Below are 19,809 nucleotides of genomic sequence, written 5' to 3' on the forward strand. Positions count from 1 at the left end.
GCTTGTTCAGCCCATGCGGCCGTGATAGCCGAACAGGACAATTCCAACTTTACGGTACGGGCGTCATGGACGGACAACGGGCTACCGGAATCCCCGCGGCGAAACCCCGCCTCGACGCGCTGACGGGCGTGCGCTTCGTCGCGGCGCTGCACGTCATCGCCTTCCACCTCTACCACCACTTCTGCCTCTCGGAGGGCGCGCCGCCCGGCCTGCACGACCTGCTCAAGGCCGGGCACCTGGGAGTGGCGCTCTTCTTCGTCCTGTCCGGCTTCATCCTTGGCTACAACTACCTGGAGCGCATCCCCCACACGGCGGCGCAGCGCCGGGCCTTCCTCGGTGCCCGATTCGCGCGCGTCTACCCCGTCTACCTGCTGGGGCTGCTCGTCACCGCGCCCTTCTTCTTGCGGTGGATCCTCAACGACCTCCAGGCAGGACAGCGCCCCTGGATGAACCTGTTCGGGCTGGTGCTGAGCCCGGTATTGCTCCAGTCCTGGGTGCCGCTGTCCGCGCTCGGATGGAACGCGGTGGGCTGGTCCCTGTCGGTCGAGGCGTTCTTCTACGCGTGCTTTCCGTTCCTCGGCGCGTGGGTGGCCCGGCTGGAGTGGCGAAAGGCCCTCCAGGTGGCGGCGGGCGCGGTGGCGGCCAGTTGCGTCCTTCCCCTGCTCTACCTGGCGACGAAGCCGGACGGGCTGGACAGGGTGGATGCCTTCACCACCGGCCCCTGGCTCGTGGCGCTCCGCTTCCTGCCCATCCAACGCCTCCCCGAGTTCCTCCTGGGCATCTGCGTGGCGCGGCTGCTCATGAGTCACCCTCACGGACGTCCCGCCCTGCCCCGGGGGATGACGAGCGCCCTCGCCGCCGCCACCCTCGCCCTGTTCTGCGTGCACGACAGGCTGCCCTTCCCGCTGACGCCCTCGATGTTCGCGGTGCTGTTCGCGGCCCTGCTCCATGGACTCACCACGTCATCCGGGCCGCTGTCCCGCGTGCTGGCGTCTCGGCCGCTCATCGTGCTGGGCGAGGCCAGCTACGCGCTCTACATCCTCCACATGCCCGTGATGGACCTGCTGGAGCGGGTGGCCACCCGGGCCGGCATCGTTCTCCCCGCCCCCGTCTTCGTGCCGCTGTTCCTGCTGGTGGCGATCGGGGTGAGCATGGCCGTGTTCAGGTACGTGGAGGAACCGGCGCGGCGCCTGCTCCGGCGGTGGTTCGAGCGCCCCACGGCGATGCCGGGAGCACCGGCCACCGCGTCCCCACCGCGCGGTTGATGGGCCTGGCCTCGGAGCGGCTAGAAACGCGGGGGGCAGCTCGTGCATGGGAATCCGAGACCGCCTCGCCAGGTCCCCCACGTCCCGGAAGCCCTCCCCTTCGCCGACTCCACCCGGCGCCCCGCGGACGCGCCCAGCCCCTTCACCATCCGCAACCCCAGCCGCAGCGCCTTGCCGCCGTCCTCCAGCGTGCAGTCCCACGCCGAGTGCCGCACGTCCACCGGCCGCACCTCCACCCCGTGCCGCTGCACGTCCGCCACCAGCGTGTGCGGCGCGTAGAAGCCCATCGGCTGCGAGTTCAGCAGCGCCGCCGTGAAGGCCGCCGGGTAGTGGCACTTCAGCCAGCTCGACGCGTACGCAATCAGCGCGAAGCTCGCCGAGTGGCTCTCCGGGAACCCGTAGTGCGCGAAGCCGCGGAAGTTGTCGAACCACTCCTCCGCCTGCCCCCGCGCATACCCCCGGGAAATGCAGCCCTCCACGAAGCGGCCCCGGTACTGGAGCAGCATCGACTCCGCCCGCTTGTGGCTCAGCACCCGCCGCAGCCCGTCCGCCTCCCCCGCGATGAGGGCATCCATCGAATGGTTAGCGGCTATCATTCATCGATTCGGCGCTTCACGGGAGGCAAGACGGTACGACAGTGGCTGAGTACTCAGTCCTTTGATGCGCAACGGGAATTCGGGTTGTCGACCCTTCGTGACTTTGGAGCCATCCCTTGAAGCGTGAGTCCATGAAGGGTGCTTCGATTCCCGACCTCATGGCCAGATACGAGGAGGCCGCGGGCCTGCATGGGCAGGCCTCCCAGGATGGAAACCACCGGCTGGCCAACGCACAGTACAAGCGGGTCACTGCGACGTGGATGGAACTCCGAAGCCGAGGCGAGGAGGGACGGAGCGCACTGGTGCGGTTGATGGGCAGCGCCAACCCTCATGTGCGAGGCTGGGCGGCCTCACACGTCCTGGAGTTCGACCCGCGAGCCGCCGAAGCCGAACTGGAGCGACTCGCCAGCGGCCCCCCAGGCGTCGCGCGACTCGATGCCGCGATGGTGCTCAGGGAGTGGCGGGCCGGCACCCTCTCGTTTCCGACGGATTGAGGCCAGGCAGCCGCCTCACACCGCCTGCAACTGCTCCTCGGGCACCTCGTCCAGGAACGCGGAGATGGCCGCGTTCACCGCCTCCGGCTGCTCCAGGTTGCTCATGTGCCCGCCGTGGGGCAGCCGCACCAGCCGCGAGCCGGCAATCCGCTCGTGCAGCCGGTCCGCCATCTCCGGCAGCGTTACCGCGTCCTCCTCGCCCACCAGGATGAGCGTCGGCGTGAGGATGCGGTGCAGCTCACCCTCCACGCTCCGCCGGTTGATGACGCCGTCCATCGCCCGCCACACCGCCCTCGGGTTGCTCGCGAGCTGCCGGCGCAGCGCCTCCCGCTCCGCCCGCCGGGCCGGGTCGTTCATGAACGTGGGCCCGAAGTAGATGCGCATGATGCGGTCCACCACCGGCCACAGCCCCAGCCAGTGCGTCACCGCCGCGAGCAGGCGATAGCGCGTCAGGTTGCCCGGCAGCTCCGCGCTCGCGGACGTGTCCAGCAGCACCAGCGAGCGCAACAACTCCGGGTGACGCGCCGCCACGCGCAGCCCCACGAAGCCTCCCATCGACAGGCCCACGAAGTGGCACGGCGCCAGCTTCAGCGCCTGGATGAACGCCACCGCGTCCTCGTACACCGTGCGCAAGTCAATCGGCCTGCCATCCTCGGGGGCCTCGCTGCGGCCCTGTCCCCGGTGGTCATAGCGGATGCACCGGTAGCGGCCCTTCAGCGCCTCCACCTGCCGCGAGAACAGGTGCGAGTCCCACAGGAGCCCGTGGCTGAAAACCACGGGTTCCCCCGAGCCTCCAGAGTCCTCGTAGTAGAGCTGCGCGCCACGAATGGACAGGAACGGCATGCATATCCAGGATAGGCAGGTGGTACGGAGCCGGAACCCCGGCTCCAGGGCGATTGTTTCCCGCCCCGCTCCCGGCCCGCCTTCCCGGTTTGACAGGACGGCGAGGCGGCTGCCAAACAGGAGACCCATGGACCTCACCCCCACAGCCTGGCAGCTCTGGATGGTCGCGGCGCTCGTCTTCGGGGGCCTGGAGATGAAGCTCTCCGGCTTCGTCACGCTCTGGTTCGCCGTGGGAGCGCTGGCCTCCTCGCTCGCCGCCGCCCTGGGGCTGGGCGTCAACTTCCAGCTCCTCCTGTTCACCGCCGTCTCCGCCCTCCTGTTCGGCGCCTCCCGCACCCTCTTCAAAAGCGTTTTCATGCGGACCGCCTCGCATTTGAAGACAGGCGTCGAGGCCATGCTCGGCCAGGAGGCGGTGGTGGTGGAGGCGCTCGGCGAGCCTCACGGGGGGACCGTGCGCATCAACGGCGAGCTGTGGACGGCCCGCTCCCTGTCCGGCACGGTGCCGGAGGGCGAGCGCGTCACCGTGGAGCAGGTGGAAGGTCTCAAGCTTTGGGTACGCCGCCCTTCGGCGTCGATGTCGGTTCCCACCCGGGAGCTGAAGAAGGAGAGGGCCTAGTGGACTTCCTGACCGTGCTTTTCATCATCGCCGCGGTGGTGGTGGGCTTCGCCCTCATCACCGGCATCCGTATCGTCCCGCAGGCCAAGGTCATGGTGGTGGAACGGCTGGGCAAGTTCCACAGCGTGGCCACCAGCGGCCTCAACATCCTCATCCCGTTCCTCGACAGCCCGCGCCCCATCGAGATGCGCACGGGCAACCGCGTCATGCGCAGCAACCTGGTGGACCTGCGCGAGCAGGTCATGGGCTTCGAGACCGTGCAGGTCATCACCCATGACAACGTCAACATGGAGGTCGGCTCGGTCATCTACTACCAGATCGTCGACCCCGCGAAGGCGCTGTACCAGGTGGAGAACCTGGCGCTGGCGATTGAACAGCTCACGATGACGAACCTGCGCAACATCATGGGCGGGCTGACGCTGGACCAGACGCTCACCAGCCGCGAGACGGTCAACGGCAAGCTGCGCATGGTGCTGGACGAGGCCACCGAGAAGTGGGGCGTGAAGGTGACGCGCGTGGAGCTGCGTGAAATCGAGCCGCCCCAGGCCATCAAGGCCGCCATGGCCAAGCAGATGACCGCCGAGCGCGAGCGCCGCGCCGAGGTGACGAAGGCCGAGGGCGACAAGGCCGCCGCCATCCTCCAGGCCGAGGGCGAGAAGATCTCCCGCATCCTCCGCGCCGAGGCCGAGCGCGACGCGGAGATTGCCCGCGCCGAGGGCCGCAAGCGCGCCGCCATGCTGGAGGCCGAAGGCAAGGCCGAGGCCACCCGCCTCCTCTTCGAGGCCGTCCACGAGGGCCGCGCCACCCCCGAGGTGCTCGCGCTGCGCTACATGGAGACGCTCCAGGAGCTGGGCAAGGGCGACAACAAGATGTTCATCCCCTACGAGGCCACCGCCGCCCTGGGCGCCGTGTCCGCCATCAAGGACGTCTTCAACGGCGAGCTCACCGCCTCCAAGCAGCGCCCCGCCGCCCCGCCCGCCCGGCCCCAGGCCCCCTCCGCCGCCGCGCTGAGCGCCCAGGCCATGGCCCGCGCCACCGCCGTCCCGGAGCCCGCCACCCTCACCGGCGTGCCCGCCGTCCCCGCGCGCCGCCCGCGGCCGCCCGTCGAGCCGCAGGAGGACTGACGGCTCCCGGTTCCTGAACCGGCGCGGGAACCTTTTCCGCGCCGGGGTGTCCTGGATGGCCGGACATCGCAGACCCCAGGAGACACCATGCAGGACGCTTTCATCGCGGGAGGTTGGGGCATGTACCCCACGTTGCTGGCCGGGCTCGCCCTCATCGCCACGTGCCTCCAGTACGCGCGCCGCCCCGAGTCACGCTACGTGCCGCTGATGCTGTCACTCGGCGTCTTCACGCTGATGGCGGGCGCGCTCGGCTTCGCCACGGGTATCGTCTCCCTGCTGCGGTACTACACGGGCTCGGCCAGCGAGCAGGGCACCACCGTCCTCTTCGTGGGTTTCTACGAGTCGCTGCACAACGTGGTGCTGGCACTGCTGCTCTCCACGCTGGGCGCGCTGCTGGCCTCCGTCGGCGCGTGGCGCCTGTCTCGCCGCGCCGTGGCCGCTTCCGCGCGCGGCGCCGCGGCCTGAGCGCCCGGGCGGGCGGGGGCTTCCCACTGTCAGGAAGTCCGCGCGCGCCCCGTCCAGCCGAGCCACCAGGCGGGTCCGGGTTGCATTCCGGACCGGCCCTGGACATAGATTGCGCTGTTCGTTCCACCGGAGGGCCTGACACCCCCTCCCCACGCGAGGTCCGCGCACCCTTGAAGCTGAGCCGCTGAATCCCCAGGTCCCTTGGCCTCTCCCGCGCTGAGCCGCCTTCCGGCGGGCTCGCGCCCTGGATTCAGGAGCTCGCTTCATGCCTTCCGTCCGCGCGCACCGCGTGTCGTTCGCCTTTTCCGACGCCGTCCCCGTCCTCTCCGAAGTCGACTTCCACCTGCCCGCCGGCTGGACAGGGCTCGTCGGTGCCAATGGCGCCGGCAAGTCCACCCTCCTGCGCCTGCTGTCCGGCGAGCTGGTGCCCACCGAGGGCCACCTCCAGTTCGACCCGCCCTCCCCCACCCTGCGCCTGTGCCACCAGGAGGTGGAGACGCTGACGGCCGACATCACCGCCTTCGCCGAGTCCTGGGACTCGCTCGCGCGGCGGCTGCACGGGCAGCTGGGGCTGGACGTCACCGCGCTGGAGCGCTGGCCCACGCTGTCTCCGGGCGAGCGCAAGCGGTGGCAGGTGGGCGCGGCGCTCGCCGCGGAGCCGCACGTGCTGCTGCTCGACGAGCCCACCAACCACCTGGACGCGGAGGCCCGCGCGTGGCTCGTCTCCGCGCTGAAGCGCTTCCGGGGCATCGGCGTCGTCGTGTCGCATGACCGCTCGCTGCTGGAGTCCCTCACCACCTCCACGCTCCGCGTCCACGGAGGGAGCGCGCGGCTGTGGCCCGGCGCGTACTCCGCCGCGCAGCAGCACTGGCAGGCCGAGCGCGAGGCGGAGGTGGCCGCATACCAGGGCGCCCGCGCCGAGCAGCGCCGTGCCGCGCACCTGCTGGACCAGGCCCGCCGCGAGCAGCAGGCCGCCAACGCCGCGCGCAGCACCCGCAAGCGCCTGAAGGACAAGCACGACAACGACAGCCGCTCCATGGGGGCGAAGGTCGTGGCCGGCTGGGCCGAGGACCGCGCCGGTCAGCGCGTGGGCGTGCTGCGCCGGGAATTGGAGCGCGTCAGCGAGTCCGTGGGCGAGTTCACCGTGGACAAGACGGTGGGCCGCTCCGTCTTCGTGGGCTACGTGCGCTCGCCCAACCCGTGGCTTTTCACGCTCGACGTGCCGGCCCTGCGCGCGGGGGACGTGGAGGTGCTCGGGCCGGTGAACCTGGCCGTGGGCCGCGAGGCGCGCGTGCGAATCGAAGGCCCCAACGGCGCCGGGAAGAGCACCCTCGTGCGCGCGCTGCTGGAGCACGCGCGCGTGCCCCTGGAGCGCGTGCTGTACCTGCCCCAGGACGTCAGCGCCGCGGAGGCCCGGGCCACGCTGGACGCGGTGCGGGCGCTGCCTCCCGAGGAGCGCGGCCGCGTGCTGTCCCTGGTGGCGGCGCTCGGCGTGGACCCGGAGCGGCTGCTCGCCTCGGAGCAGCCGTCTCCCGGCGAGGCGCGCAAGCTGCTCATCGCGCGGGGACTGGGACAGCACGCGTGGGCCCTGGTGCTGGACGAGCCCACCAACCACCTGGACCTGCCCTCCATCGAGCGGCTGGAAGCGGCCCTGCGCGAGTACCCGGGTGCGCTGCTACTCGTCACCCACGACGCCCCGTTCGCCCGCGCGTGCACCACCGAGTGCTGGCGCGTGGAGCACGGGCGGGTGGAGGTGACGTCCGGGTAGGCAGCGAGCTCCGGGGCACGGGGCCGGTACAGGAGCGCGGGAAGATATCCGGAGGGCGCCGTTCTCCCGGTGCAACCGGCGCATCCCGCGTCCCGCACCCTGGAGAACGAAGATGAAGATGACCCGCCTCGTGCCCGCCCTCGCCGTGGGACTGTTCCTCACCAGCGTCCCCGCGCTCGCGGACAGCGCGTCGTGCACGCCCGCCAACGTCGCGGTGTACTCCAACCGCATCCACGTGAAGTGCGCCGCCTCCGTCGCCGGCGGCATCTGGTACTTCGCGCTCTCCACCTCCGACACCGCGCACGTGAATCGGACGCTCACCCTCCTCACCACCGCGCTCGCCGGCGGCCGCACGCTGTCCATCGACTACAACCCGTCCTCCACCGCCGGCACCGGCATCGGCTGTCTGTCCACGGACTGCCGGCTCATCAACTGGGTCGCGATGTGGTGACCCGCTCCGCACTCGCGAGGTCTCCCATGGGAACCCAACGTCTCTGGGCGGGGCTCGTCCTCCTGGCCTCCACGCTGGGCGCGCTCACCGCCCAGGCCTCCCTCTACTGGAATCACGGTGTGCGTGGCAGCACGCCCAGCGTCTGCTTCGTGGGCAACGCGCTCACCGCGCGCCCGGCCCGCGTGCAGCAGGTGCTCGACTACATCCACGACTTCGAGCGGGCCGCCAACATCCGCTTCAACTACCTGGGCACCTGCCCGGCCCCCATCGTCCTCTCCAACGGAGACGACTGGCACGGCGGCGACATCCGCGTCGTCATCCCCGGCACCAGCGTGCCCTTCACCGGCATGGTGCCCGGCAACGGCTGCCCCATGTTCCTCGACGGAAACGGCGTGTACACCGGAGAGAACAACGGCTGGGGAAGCTGGTCCAACCCACCGGACGAGCTCACCCAGAACCGGGCGTGCCGCTACAACCTGAAGCTCGGGGACGACGCCGATGCCTCCGGCGTGCCCTGGCGTGACCACACGCTGCACGAGTTCGGCCACGCGCTCGGCCTGTCCCATGAGCATGCGCGCGACGACGTGGACTACGGCCTGTGCACCGCCTCCGGCTACGGCGGCGGGGCGAGCAGCGGCCACATGACGCCGTATGACCGGTACTCGGTGATGCACTACGAGTTCCTGTCCTGCGGCATCCACGGCAACTACGGCCACGCGGGGCTGTCCACCTGGGACCAGCTCGGGCTGCACATCCTCTATCCTGAGCCCGTGCGCGTCGCGGAGATGGTGGGCAGGACGGTCATCCGCACCACCGAGCCGCTGAACCTCACGTCCGCATGGGGCGCGCGGGGCGCCACGCTCTCCGTCGTCGCCTCCGGCTTCTCCTGGAAGCTGTCGGGCATCACCTACAGCGCCTCCAGCGGTTTCTCCACGTGGCTGGGCGCTGGGACGTACCCGCTGCAGTTCTCCCACTCGGACTTCCTGGGCCGGACGTACTCGTACTCCGGAACCGTGAAGGTGCTCTCGCCCGCGGACTACGCGAAGCAGATCGTCACGCCCGTGGCCGCGCGGACGCTCCTGCTGTGAGGCGCGGACGCGGGGGGCGGCCTCCACCGTGAGGCGGCCTTCCCGCGCGCGGCGGCTCGCACCACCGGAGCCGCCGTGCCGCCCGCTCAGGGCGGGCTGAACACCCCCAGCCACGTCTCGTTGTTCTTGAACGCGTTCCCCACCCTGGCGATGTTGGCCGGCTGGTTGGTGGAGAGGGCGAACACGACGGAGCCTCCCGGCCCCGGCACCGCCTGGAGGACTTCCGTGTCGCGCTCGCCCTGGAGCCGGAGGAGGTCCTGCCGCTCGCCCCGTGCATCCACCGTGAGGATGAAGCCCTCGCCGGGCTCCTGCGTACGCCCCCGGTCCGTCATCAGGTAGCTGGTGTGCCCCGCGAAGCAGTAGCGCCCGGCGCCACAGGGGAGCATCGCCACGGGCGCATCGTCCTGGTCGAGCGTGTGCGCGCGGGTGATGAGTGCATCCGCGGGAGCATCCCACCGGCCGGCCACGAAGAACACGTCCGCCTCGGTGCGCTTGTCGGGCTGCTCCACCGGCGTGGCCGCCCGCGCGCCGAGGACGTAGGACTCACCGCTCACGGCGAGCCCGACCAGCTCGTCCGCGTGTTCGGTCGGCACCGTCCTCACCGCGCTCCGCTCGCCCGTGGGCTCGAAGCGCGTCAGCAGGATGGCCCTGCCTTCGGGGCCTTCCGGTGGCTGAGGGAAGTTCTCCGCGTATGGCCGCCGGTGGAAGACCAGGAACGGCGTCGCGACCTGCGCCCGGCCCGCCTCGTCGACCTCGAGCATCCAGCCCAGGAACGGGACACCCAGCGCGCGCATCTGCTCCGCGTTCGCGCCCGTGAGCCCGACACTGGGCGCCACGGCGCTCACCCAGCGCACCTGCAAGGCGCTGTCGAGCCGCATGAGGCGAAGCCCGTCCAGCGCCACCAGGAGGAACAGGTCCTCGCCATGGGCCCTGGCGGCGACGACGCCCAGGGCGCGCTCCTCCTCGGGGAGCTCCACCTTCTCCACCGTGCCGTCCGGAGACGCGAGGTAATACATGCGTTCCTCGGGTGCCAGGGGAAGGCCGAGCACGCGCTCGGAGATGAGCGAGCCGTCCGGCCGGAGGCGGCGCACCTGGACGGTCTTCGCGTCCTCGGGCCGCTCCCAGCCCACCACCGTGAGCTCCCCGCTGGGGTGCACGACATGCGCCCGGACGAAGTCCGGCAGGGACAGCTCACCGAGGAGCTCGCCCCCCGCGCCCACGTGGGTCAGCAGCTTGTCCGGCGGGTGGAAGAAGGTGTCGTCGCCCCGGTCCTTGAATTCGGTGCGCCGGAGCCACAGGGAGCCGTCCGGCGCGCTGACCAACCCGTGCACCCCGCTCATGAAGGCGCAGTCCACGCGCCGCACCCGGGCCCGCTCGTCGAAGGGCGCGCGCGCCTCGAAGCCGGCCTGCCCGTCCCGCTCGCACCCGTCTCCGCCCGATTCCGAGCACGCGCCAGGCAGGGCAATGAGGGCTGTGAGCGCGAGGCGGCGGAGCCTCGGACATGAGGGGCGATACCGGGCCATGACATCACTCCAGCAAGAGCGTTCCACGACAGACTTCCGAGGAGCACGACACCCGCCGGCCCGGGTGTCCGGGACGTGCGTCCCGGCGGCGCCACTATAGGCGGAACGGGCCCGCTCAGCGGACCGAGTGTCGGGCGTCCCACTCCACCAGCCGCGCCAGGCCCTCCTCCACCGACACCCGGGCCCGGAAGCCCGTCTCGCACTCCAGCGCCGACGGGTCCGCCCAGGTGGACTCCATCTCCCCCGGCTGGGCCGGCAGGAGGTTCAGCCGCGCCCGCGTGCCCAGGTGCCGCTCCAGCACGGCCAGGAAGTCGCGCAGCGCCACCGGCTCGCCCCGGCCCACGTTGAGGAGCCGGTACGGCGGTGCGCCCGTGGGCGGCCGGTCCAGCACGCGGAGCACGGCCTCGGCCACGTCGTCCACGTGCGTGAAGTCGCGCCGCATCCGGCCCTCTCCGTACAGGTCGATGGGGCGTCCCTCGCGCAGGGCCCGCAGGAAGCGCAGGGGCGCCATGTCCGGGCGGCCCCAGGGCCCGTACACCGTGAAGAAGCGCAGGCCACTGGTGGGCAACCCGTGCAGGTGGCCGTACACGTGGGCCAGCAGTTCGTCCGCCCGCTTGGTGGCCGCGTAGACGTTCAGCGGATGATCCGCCGCCGCGTCCTCGCGGAAGGGCGGCGGCGTGCCCGCGCCGTACACGGAGCTGGAGGACGCATACACCAGGTGCTCCAGGCCCCGGGCGCACTCCAGTAGCTGAAGAAACCCCGTGACATTCACATCCAGGTAACCGCGCGCGACGTCCCCCGCGGCCCGCACGCCCACGCGCGCCGCCAGGTGCACCACCCGCTCCGGACGCTCGCGCTCGAAGAGGGCCCTCAGCGCCGGGCCGTCCGTGACGTCCACCGCGTGGAAGGTGAACGACTCCGCTCCCGGCGGACGCCTGAGCCGCTCCAGCCGCGCCCGCTTCAGCGCCACGTCCCCGGCCGGGTCCAGGTTGTCCACCCCGATGACGGTGTCTCCCCGTGCCAGCAGCCGCGCGCTGACGTGGTGGCCGATGAAGCCCGCCGCTCCGGTGACGAGGACCCGCATGCGGCCCTCACGCTCCCACGGACTCCGGCCCGGGGCCATTCTCCATCGCCACCGGAACCCCCGGCGAGGAGGGCCCCCGCACACCAGGCGGGCGGCCGGCCTGGCCGGGCGGTGGACACCGCCGGGGCCTGGCGGGGCGCGGGACTTTCCGTCGCCGCCGCTTGCACGTAGGGTGGGGGGCCTCATGGTGTCCGTGAATCAGCTCCGCCCCTTCGCCGGGGCCCCGCTGGAGGCGTTCCGGGCCGCGTCCGGGCCGGTGGCGCTCATCCAGCAGCCCCTGGAACTCCTCCTCCAGGACGCCGCCCAGAGGGCAGCGGGAGGACTTCGCACCGTCGGCATGGCGTACCGCTCGCGCATGGAGGAGCGGCTGCTCGCCATGCTGCGCGACTTCAACAACCTGGAGGTCCGCTTCCTCCAGCCCCGGGTGGACGGCGAGGAGTACACCGTGGGCCGCGCCGACACGTGTGACCTGGTGGTGCCGGACCCGTCCGTCTCGCAGCACCATGCCACCCTGCGCTGGTACGCCGACAAGGGGGCCTTCTCCGTTCGCGACGTGGAGTCCATGAACGGCACGTTCATCAACGGCGCGCCGCTGGGCTACCGCGCCCAGGTGATGCTCCACGACGGCGACACCCTGGCCTTCGGCGACGCCCAGTTCCTCTACGTGCGCGCGGAGACGCTCTACGAGCACCTGCGCCTGGCCGCGCCCAAGCCTGCGCCCTGAGCCGGGCGTCAGTCGAACAACCCTTGCAGGTAGAAGCGGCCGTCCCGCGCGTCCCGGAACACCCACGCGGGGCCCAGTCCCTCGAAGTGCACCCGGTAGTAGTCCCGCTGGTAGGGCGCGTCCGACCACCACTCCCCGCCCAGCCGCTCCGGCCCCGCCAGCGCCGTCACCCGGTGCCGCTTCCCGCCCAGCCGAGCCGCCAGCAGCCGCCCCGACTCGGCCACCTCCGCGTCCAGCCACGCCGGCGCCGCCAGCAGCCGCGACGGCCGCTCCCGCCCCACCCTGGGCACCACGTCGTTCCGGCTGCCCGCGTCGAGCGGGCTGTCCGCGTCGTTCCAGCCGCCCACGTCATTCCGCCGGCCCGCCTCGAGCCCGTCCACCGCGAGCCCCCGCTTCCGCTCCGGAGGCCGGAAGGCCCGCGTCCCATGCGCCGCCTCGGGCCGGTGGACGGTCTCCAGCCCCGCCGCGAAGAGCGACTCCTCGCCCAGCGTCGTCACCAGCCGCGACAGCACCACCTCCAGCGCGGCGTCTCCCTCCGGCGCGTCCCCCAGCGCGAGCTGCTGGCCCCGGTCCTCGGAGTGCTCGTCCACCCGCGCGGACACCTCCGCCACCGGGTTCTCCAGCCGCTGCTCCTCCAACCGGTGCCGCGCGAGGTCCAGCAGCAGCTTCGCCTGGGCGGTGGGCCGCGCCAGCGTCAGCGGCACCCGGACCTGTCCCGCCGGGTCCAGCTTCAAGGTGAAGGTGAGCCGCACCGCCGCCCGCCGCCGCCCCGACAGCCGTGCCCCCAGCCGGTCCGTCAGCGTCTTCAGCGCGAAGCGCAGCGGCTCGAAGGACTCCGCGGGCCAGTCCAGCACCACCCGCTCCTCCAGCACCTCCTCCAGCACCGCCGCGACGAAGGGCGTGTCGTCCTCCCCCCGGCAGCGCGCATGGGCCCGGGCCCCGGCCGCCCCGCCGCGCGCCGTCACCGCCGCCGCGGGCAGCGCCGCCACCTCCCCCAACGTGCTGAGCCCCAGCGCGGAGAAGGCCGCCCCTTCCGGGCCCTCCAGCGCCGCCAGCGGGAGCGGCGCCAGCGCCCGCGCGCCCTCTCCCGGCGGCACCACCTCCACCCGGCGCGCGCCGTACCGCGCCAGCGCCCGCGAGGTGAACGCCTCCGAGGCCACCACCGCGTGCGCCCGGTAGCCCAGCTCCGCGCACGACTCCAGCGCCCGCGCCCCCAGCTGCTCCTCGCCCCCCACCAGGTGCGCCGCCCCCGCGTCCAGCCAGAGCCCGTCCGGCGCGGAGAGCTGGAAGCCCGGCGCCAGTCCCATCAGCGCCTCCCCCAGCGCCGTCAGCGCGCGCGCCTCGTCCTCGGGACGGTAGGGGAAGTGGCGCAGCACCGGCTCCAGCGCGGTGGCCGCCGTCAGCGTCATCCCCGGCCGCACCCCCGCCTTCAGCGCGGTGGTGGACGCGAAGGCCACCCGCCGCTGGCCGCGCACCTCCTCCACCAGCGCGAAGGGCCGGCCCGTCAGCTCCGGGAGCTCCACCACCTTGCGCTGCACCGGGAAGCGCGTGAAGTGCAGATACGCCCTGCGCATGGCCCCCTCAGTGCGCCACGCCGGCGGCGTCCAGGCCCTCGCGCAGCGACGGCATGGACGCGTCGCGGCCGGGCCGCTGGCCGAGGATGCCGCAGCCATTGCGCAGCGCCCCGGCCTGCTCGCGCAGGAAGTCCGGCGTGGCGTCCTCCGCCGCCTCCACCACGTCCAGCACCCGCCCGCCGTCCTCCAGGCCCAGCTCCGGGTACAACACGCTCCACGGCAGCTCCGCCCGCGCGCCCGTGCCCCCCTGCCGGCTGCGCACCACCTCCACCGACCAGCCCTCCCCGTCCCGCGCCTCCGTGCGCAGCCGCATCACCCCGTCCGCCGGCGACTCCGGCGAGGTCAGCACCAGCAGCAGCCCTCCCCCGCGCTCCGCCGCGTCCGCCAGCTTCCGCGCCTCCGCCAGGGCGACCCGGGACATCCTCCCCGTGGAGCCCACCCCTCGCGTCAAATCCAGCACCACGCACGCGAAGGCCCCGCTGCGGGCGAGCTGCACCGCCGCCCACACCCGCTGCTCGGGCGCCTTGGGCCGCACAATCAGCAGCCGCTCCAGGTCCACGCCCAGCGCCGCGGCCGCCGGCGGGTACAGCTCCCTCGGGCCATCCACCCACGCGCACAGCCGCTCTTCCCGGTGCGCCGCCGCCACCGCGCGCAGCGCCAGGCTGGTGCGCCCCGAGGCCGCCTCTCCGCACAGCTCCACCGCCTGCCCCAGCGGAAAGCCCCCGGAGGGCAGCAGCGCGTCCACCGCCTCCATGCCCGTGCGCAGCACCGCCAGGTAGCGCCGGGGCGCCGCCTGCAACGCGCGAATCTTCTCCCGGAGCTGCTCGACCACCGAGCCCACCGCCCCCACCCGCTGCTCCGCCGCGCTCATCTCGCCTCCTCGCCAGGACCCCGTGGGCCGAACCCCGAACGCTCGCCTGGACGCTCGTTCAGTATGCTCGGAGGTCTGACATGCGCCGCCCAGGACGCATGGCGATGGGGCGGCGGAGCAGACCTGTCAGCTCGGATCCGCGGAGACGACGTGAGGAATCCCGGGGCCCTGCGCGCGGGAGAAGGGCCTCAGCCCGCGCACAGCACCTTCACTTCCACCTTCTGGTCGTCCGCGCGGCGCAGGCAGGAGCCCAGGAAGTACAGGCGCGCGGAGCGGTCCTCGCCGGAGGGCTCGTAGCGCAGGTCTCCCGCGGCCACCGAGCAGCGCTCCACCTGGCCATCCGCGCGCGTCAGCTCCACCTGGGCCAGCCGCGGATCCGGCAGGTTCACCACGTCGATGCTCTGCGCCACCGTGGCCAGCGCGGCGATGTTCACCAGCGTCTGCTGGTAGGCCTCCTTGCAGATGGAGTCGAGGTTGTTGAGGTCCTGGTCGAACTTCTCCGCCATGGCCCGCTGCCGGAAGCCCGGGCCATAGGACGTCGGGCAATCGACGTTGCGCACGAAGGTGCCGCCGGGAGTGACGTCCAGGACCGTGCCCACACTCTTGTCGGCCAGCCCCACCGGCCCAATCGTAGCCCAGAGCACCTCCCGGGAGGCGCCCGTCGAGTCATGCAGGCCCTGGAAGATGGAGAAGTACTCGTCCACCGACGTCAGGAGGTGCGCCTGCTCGCTGCAGATGTCCACCGACGTGTTATCGGTGAGCGTCACCGGCGGCGGGCGCTGGGTGGAGCTGCAGTCCTCCTCGTCCGTCACCACCACCACCAGGAGCCGCGCGCCGTCCCGGAGGAAGCCGGCGTTTCCTCCCTCGGAGATGGCTGTCGCCGCCAGCGGCTCCGTCACCGCCAGGCGCACCGCCTCGAAGGGGGTCTCCTGCCCGCTGCCCTCCGTGCCCTGCGCCACCAGCCGGCGGAACTTCTCCACCAGGAATGGATCCGAGCCCTCGATGAAGCGCTCGTCGGTCGGCTGGCCCCCCGTGTCCGGCACCGGCTGCAGCCGGCCGGACTGATCCGGATATTCCCGGTCCAGTACCTGCCCCTGGAAGAGCACGCGCCGGTACACGGACGTGGTGATGACGCCCACACGGAAGTCCTGCACCACCCCGCTGCCCTGCGTGAGCGCCTCCACGAAGGCGGGCAGCTCCCGGGCGATGCCCTCCTGCTCCTCTTCCATGGAGGAGGAGTTGTCGATGACGAAGAGGATGTCCGTCTTCTGGGGGGCGACGACCGGGGACTCGCTCTCGCACTTCCCTGGCAGGGTGGAGCCCGGGTCGTCGACGGGCGACCTGCATGCCACCCCCAAAAGAGTGGAAATCAGCAACAGGTGGGCACAGGTACGGAGCTTCATGTGAGCCTCCCGGGGGGACGGCGCGCCCCGGGCGCGCCGCATCAAGCAGGGGGGGGCGAGCATGCCCCACCCCGGCTCAAGACGCGAGACTTCGGAGCAGCGTCCGGCATACGACGGGGGTGAGGAAAAACGCACACCGCGTTTGCCATGTGCGTTCTGGTTGTTACGTTGGTTCATCTGCCGCAGAAAACCGACAGATGTTCACCAGCCCGGCTGCCTGCTGACCGGGCTTGAGCAAGAGAAGAGGCCGAACTTCATGTCCGACGAGAAGAAGAAGGGCTCCTCCGCGAGCGCCATGCCGACGGCGATGGCACCGCCGGGGCTCATCAACAAGGAAGACATTCCGCAGGTGCTGCCCATCCTGCCGCTGCGGAACAGCGTCTTCTTCCCGGGCGGGGTCCTTCCGCTGGCCGTCGGCCGTCAGAAGACCATTGCCCTCATCAAGGACGCGGTGCGCGACGACCAGGTGATTGGCGTCGTCACGCAGCGCCGCGCCGAGGAGGAGGACCCCGGCGCGTCCGACCTCTACACCATGGGCACCGTGGCCCGCATCGTGAAGCTCCTGAAGATGGGCGAGGACAACTACTCGCTCGTCGTGCAGGGACTCGCCCGCTTCCGCGTGGTGGAGCTGGTGCAGGAGGCGCCCTACCTCAAGGCCCGCGTCGACGCCGTGGAGGACAAGACCTCCTCGGAGAACGTCGAGGTGGAGGCCCTGGGCATCAACCTGAAGAAGCTGGCGCGCGAGGTCATCGAGCTGATGCCCGAGCTGCCGGCCGCCGCCACCGAGCTGGTGGAGAGCATCACCCACCCGGGCCACCTGGCGGACCTCATCGCCGCCAACGTGGACGTGCCGATTGAAGAGAAGCAGGCCGTCCTGGAGACGGTGGACCTCAAGGCGCGGATGAAGCTCGTGCTCGAGCTGCTCAACCGCAAGCGGGAGATCCTCAAGCTCTCCAACAAGATCGACTCCGCCGTGAAGGGCGAGATGTCGAAGACCCAGCGCGAGTACTACCTGCGCCAGCAGCTCAAGGCCATCAAGGAAGAGCTCGGCGAGATGGGTGAAGAGGAGGAGGAGCTCGACGAGCTGCAGGAGCGCCTGAAGAAGGCGGGCCTGCCGCCCGACGTGGAGAAGGTCGCCACCAAGGAGCTCAACCGCCTGAAGACCATTCCGGCGGCCTCCAGCGAGTACACCGTCTCGCGCACCTACCTGGATTGGATTGCCGACCTGCCGTGGGCGAAGGTGTCCGAGGACAACCTCGACATCGAGAACGCGCGCCAGCAGCTCGACAAGGACCACTTCGGCATCAAGAAGGTGAAGAAGCGCATCCTGGAGTACCTGGCGGTGCGCAAGCTGAAGAACGACATGCGGGGCCCCATCCTGTGCCTCGTGGGTCCTCCGGGCGTCGGCAAGACGTCGCTGGGTCAGAGCGTGGCCAAGGCCACCGGCCGCAAGTTCGTGCGCCTGTCGCTGGGCGGCGTGCGTGACGAGGCGGAGATCCGCGGCCACCGGCGCACGTACGTCGGCGCGCTGCCCGGCCGCTTCATCCAGAGCATGAAGAAGGCCGGCACGAAGAACCCGGTGATGATGCTCGACGAGATCGACAAGCTCGGCGCGGACTTCCGCGGCGACCCGAGCGCGGCGCTCCTCGAGGTGCTGGACCCGGAGCAGAACAACTCCTTCAGCGACCACTACCTGGACGTGCCGTTCGACCTGTCCAAGGTGATGTTCGTTGCCACGGCGAACCAGCTCGACCCCATCCCCGGGCCGCTCCGGGACCGCATGGAGATCATCGAGCTGACGGGCTACACCTTCGAGGAGAAGCAGAGCATCGCCCGCATCCACCTGGTGCCCAAGCAGCTCAAGGAGCACGGGCTGAACCCGGACCACATCGACATCACCGACGAGGCGCTGCTGACGCTGACCACCTCGTACACGCGCGAGGCCGGTGTGCGTAACCTCGAGCGGCGCATCGCGGACATCTGCCGCGCGGTGGCGGTGGAGGTGGCCGGAGGGAAGACGGAGAAGCAGAACATCGACGCCGCGCGGGTGAAGGAGATCCTCGGGCCCGAGACGTTCTACTCGGAAGTGGCCGAGCGGACCGAGGTGCCGGGTGTGGCCACGGGCCTGGCCTGGACGGCGGCGGGTGGCGACCTGCTCTTCATCGAGGCGACGAAGATGGCGGGCAAGGGCGGCATGACGCTCACCGGCCAGCTTGGCGACGTGATGAAGGAGAGCGCCACGGCGGCGCTGAGCTACCTGCGCAGCAAGGCGGAGCAGCTCGGCATCAACCCGAACTTCCTGGAGAAGACGGACCTGCACCTGCACTTCCCGGCGGGCTCCATTCCGAAGGACGGGCCTTCCGCGGGTGTCACCATCCTCACCGCGCTCACCAGCCTGCTGACGGGCATCCGGGTGCGGCACGACACGGCGATGACGGGCGAGGCCACGCTGCGTGGCCTGGTCCTGCCGGTGGGTGGCATCAAGGAGAAGGTGCTGGCGGCGCACCGGGCGGGCATCAAGCGGGTCATCCTGCCCGAGCGGTGCCGCAAGGACCTCATCGACGTGCCGGATCAGGCGCGCAACGAGCTGGAGTTCATCTTCGTCACGCACATGGACGAGGTGCTCAAGGCCGCGCTGGAGTCCCAGCCCGTTCCGACGACGTCGGGTGGCCCGGGCGGCGATGCGGGCAAGGAGGCCCCGCTGCCTCCGAAGCCGGCCGAGCCCGAGATCCGGGCCTGACATGAGGCCCGGCCTCACGGCCACCAGGCAGTGACACGGGCAGGTTCCCTCCGGGGAGCCTGCCCGTTGTCTTTGCGGGCGGCACGGTGCCCTGGCTGGCATGGGAGGAATCACCCGAGGCCGGCCTTCCGCGCCGCCCCGCCTTCGCGCGACACTGCGGAACGGCGCCCCGGCCGTGGGCGTCACACCTGCCGCCATGCCAGGAAACGCCCGACTGCTGGGAGTGGGACTCGCCTTGATGCTCGGGCTCGGCGCCGCGCGAGCGCTGGCTGAATCCACCGTTCCTCTCACGGTGGCGCCCACACCGGCGTGGCCCGCCCCAGGCGCTCCGCTCTCGGTGGCCCGGGTGCGCTTTCCCGAGGGGTTCGGGAAGCGGCGCATCTACCTGGACGCGGGGCATGGCGCCCAGGGGAACACGGGCAACAAGTCCGTCACCTGCGAGGACGAAGAGGCGTTCACCCTTCGCATCGCGGAGGACCTGGCGCGGAGGCTGGAAGCCACGGGCCACTTCCAGGTGCGCATCAGCCGCAAGCCGGGAGAGCGCGTCCCCTACCCGTCCCGCATCAACGCCGCGCGGAAGTGGAACGCGCATGTGCTGCTGAGCCTGCACTCGGACGCGCGCGGCATGGCGATGCCCTGGGAGCCCGCGCCGGGACAGCAGTGCTACCGGCAGGACACGTCCCCGGGATTCAGCGTGCTCTGGTCCGAGGAGGCCGAAGTGCCGCTCCAGAATCGGCGCGCGGGGCTGGCTCGCGCGATTGCCCGTCATCTGGGGCAGGCCGGCTTCCGTCACTATGACGGCATGGACTACACGGGCCTCTACGCCGCCGACTCCGCCCAGGCCGGGGTGTTCGTCTCGCGCGTGAGCGAGCCCACGCACCGGCGCATCTTCGTGCTGCGCCGGCCGACCTTCCCCTCCGTCATCATCGAGACGCACCACGCGCTCGACTTCGAGGAGGCCGCGCGCTGGCGCGAGGAGCGCACGCTGGAGGCGTTCGCCGCCGCCGTGGCCCAGGGGCTGGTGGACGCGCTCGCGCCGGCCGCGGCCTCGGCGGCCAACGCGACGGCGCGGCCCTGAGCGGCTCCTGATTCCGAGCGGCCCACGCCGCCGGGGGCCGCCATTCATCGCCCCTTCTTCCTCAACGACCCCGGGCACCACCATTCCGGCTGCGCCTTCGGT

General features: G+C 71.4%; 17 protein-coding genes and 1 pseudogene. 11 read left to right on the forward strand and 7 right to left on the reverse strand.

The genetic code is table 11. The features are described 5' to 3' along the window. The first annotated feature begins 65 nt into the window (after positions 1-65). Positions 66-1,265, forward strand: coding sequence for an acyltransferase (locus K8638_RS25880; RefSeq protein WP_223757296.1), 1,200 nt, complete (start codon positions 66-68; stop codon positions 1,263-1,265). Positions 1,266-1,283: 18 nt separating this feature from the next. On the opposite strand, the pseudogene K8638_RS25885 reads toward K8638_RS25880, so the two are convergent. After that, positions 1,284-1,825 (reverse strand): annotated as a pseudogene (locus K8638_RS25885) (error-prone DNA polymerase); the annotation flags it as partial. Between the two features lie 152 nt (positions 1,826-1,977). On the opposite strand from K8638_RS25885, the gene K8638_RS25890 reads away from it, so the two are divergent. After that, a complete protein-coding gene (locus K8638_RS25890; RefSeq protein WP_223757297.1) occupies positions 1,978-2,355 on the forward strand; it encodes a DUF2019 domain-containing protein in 378 nt (125 codons plus the stop codon). A gap of 15 nt (positions 2,356-2,370) precedes the next feature. On the opposite strand, the gene K8638_RS25895 is transcribed toward K8638_RS25890, so the two are convergent. Beyond that, positions 2,371-3,198, reverse strand: coding sequence for an alpha/beta fold hydrolase (locus tag K8638_RS25895; protein ID WP_223757298.1), 828 nt, complete (start codon positions 3,196-3,198; stop codon positions 2,371-2,373). 127 nt (positions 3,199-3,325) lie between these two features. Between K8638_RS25895 and K8638_RS25900 the strand changes: the two genes are divergently transcribed. The 6 genes from K8638_RS25900 (at position 3,326) to K8638_RS25925 (ending at position 8,710) form a co-directional block, all read left to right on the forward strand. After that, on the forward strand, positions 3,326-3,814 hold the full coding sequence (locus K8638_RS25900) for an NfeD family protein (protein WP_223757299.1): 489 nt from the start codon (positions 3,326-3,328) through the stop codon (positions 3,812-3,814). Beyond that, positions 3,814-4,938: an SPFH domain-containing protein gene (locus K8638_RS25905; protein ID WP_223757300.1), complete on the forward strand. Its 1,125-nt coding sequence runs from the start codon at positions 3,814-3,816 to the stop codon at positions 4,936-4,938. The genes K8638_RS25900 and K8638_RS25905 overlap by 1 nt, the downstream gene beginning before the upstream one ends. 87 nt (positions 4,939-5,025) lie before the next feature. After that, entirely contained in the window at positions 5,026-5,403 is a 378-nt protein-coding gene (locus K8638_RS25910) for a hypothetical protein (RefSeq protein ID WP_223757301.1), read from the forward strand. 265 nt (positions 5,404-5,668) lie between these two features. Beyond that, positions 5,669-7,171, forward strand: coding sequence for an ATP-binding cassette domain-containing protein (locus K8638_RS25915; protein ID WP_223757302.1), 1,503 nt, complete (start codon positions 5,669-5,671; stop codon positions 7,169-7,171). Between the two features lie 112 nt (positions 7,172-7,283). Then, positions 7,284-7,622, forward strand: a complete 339-nt coding sequence (locus K8638_RS25920; RefSeq protein WP_223757303.1) for a hypothetical protein — start codon at positions 7,284-7,286, stop codon at positions 7,620-7,622. Between the two features lie 26 nt (positions 7,623-7,648). Continuing rightward, entirely contained in the window at positions 7,649-8,710 is a 1,062-nt protein-coding gene (locus K8638_RS25925) for a hypothetical protein (protein WP_223757304.1), read from the forward strand. Positions 8,711-8,796: 86 nt separating this feature from the next. Here the strand turns inward: K8638_RS25925 and K8638_RS25930 are convergent, their stop codons facing one another. Next, entirely contained in the window at positions 8,797-10,233 is a 1,437-nt protein-coding gene (locus tag K8638_RS25930; RefSeq protein ID WP_223757305.1) for a hypothetical protein, read from the reverse strand. Positions 10,234-10,348: 115 nt separating this feature from the next. Beyond that, entirely contained in the window at positions 10,349-11,317 is a 969-nt protein-coding gene (locus tag K8638_RS25935; protein WP_223757306.1) for an NAD-dependent epimerase/dehydratase family protein, read from the reverse strand. A 184-nt stretch (positions 11,318-11,501) separates the two neighbouring features. Here K8638_RS25935 and K8638_RS25940 point away from each other — a divergent pair, with 184 nt between their 5' ends. Then, entirely contained in the window at positions 11,502-12,041 is a 540-nt protein-coding gene (locus tag K8638_RS25940) for an FHA domain-containing protein (RefSeq protein WP_223757307.1), read from the forward strand. 8 nt (positions 12,042-12,049) lie between these two features. Here K8638_RS25940 and K8638_RS25945 read toward each other — a convergent pair whose 3' ends face one another. The 3 genes from K8638_RS25945 to K8638_RS25955 all read right to left on the reverse strand — a co-directional run bounded on the left by K8638_RS25945 (position 12,050) and on the right by K8638_RS25955 (position 15,889). Next, positions 12,050-13,615, reverse strand: coding sequence for a DNA polymerase Y family protein (locus K8638_RS25945; protein ID WP_223757308.1), 1,566 nt, complete (start codon positions 13,613-13,615; stop codon positions 12,050-12,052). Between the two features lie 7 nt (positions 13,616-13,622). Beyond that, complete coding sequence (locus K8638_RS25950) at positions 13,623-14,486, reverse strand: ImuA family protein (protein WP_223757309.1); 864 nt, start codon at positions 14,484-14,486, stop codon at positions 13,623-13,625. A 188-nt stretch (positions 14,487-14,674) separates the two neighbouring features. Next, a complete protein-coding gene (locus K8638_RS25955; protein ID WP_223757310.1) occupies positions 14,675-15,889 on the reverse strand; it encodes a vWA domain-containing protein in 1,215 nt (404 codons plus the stop codon). A 256-nt stretch (positions 15,890-16,145) separates the two neighbouring features. On the opposite strand from K8638_RS25955, the gene lon reads away from it, so the two are divergent. Together lon and K8638_RS25965 are read left to right on the forward strand one after the other, a co-directional pair. Further along, complete coding sequence (gene lon, locus K8638_RS25960; RefSeq protein WP_223757311.1) at positions 16,146-18,629, forward strand: endopeptidase La; 2,484 nt, start codon at positions 16,146-16,148, stop codon at positions 18,627-18,629. Positions 18,630-18,867: 238 nt separating this feature from the next. Continuing rightward, positions 18,868-19,707: an N-acetylmuramoyl-L-alanine amidase gene (locus tag K8638_RS25965; protein ID WP_223757390.1), complete on the forward strand. Its 840-nt coding sequence runs from the start codon at positions 18,868-18,870 to the stop codon at positions 19,705-19,707. Positions 19,708-19,809 lie beyond the last annotated feature (102 nt).

The organism is Myxococcus sp. RHSTA-1-4 (assembly GCF_020037125.1).
Classification (GTDB): Bacteria; Myxococcota; Myxococcia; order Myxococcales; family Myxococcaceae; genus Myxococcus.